The sequence below is a fragment of the Bradyrhizobium sp. Unk1 genome (genome assembly GCF_059512345.1).
In genome coordinates, this window is record NZ_JCAMOP010000254.1 from 1 (window position 1) to 337 (window position 337).

At 57.3% G+C, this 337-nt stretch carries 1 pseudogene; it reads right to left on the bottom strand.

From position 1 onward, the window contains the following. Positions 1-151, bottom strand: a pseudogene (locus AC5ZFO_RS48375) (IS3 family transposase); the annotation flags it as partial. Positions 152-337 lie beyond the last annotated feature (186 nt).

Genomic DNA, 337 nt, shown 5'->3' on the forward strand with positions numbered 1-337 from the left:
TCGAGAGATAGTACCACCCCCATCCGGTGATCTTGAGGTAGGTGAAGTCGGTCTGCCAGAGCTGGTTGACGGCCGTCGTCTTGTCCTTGAACTCGTTCGCGGCCTTGATCACCACATAGGCCGGGCTGGTGATGAGGTCATTCGCCTTCAGCGTTTCTTGAGATGTCCGACATCCAAATTGATTACCATTGATACGCCTGCGGACGGACGGGTTGACATGCACACGCTTCGGACGTTGGCCGAAAAAGAGCGCGCCTAGAGCTCATCTCGATGGCTGAGGCGTCCAAGGATATCGTCACCATCGGGCAGACGAACCTAGCGCGGTCGGGACCTGCAG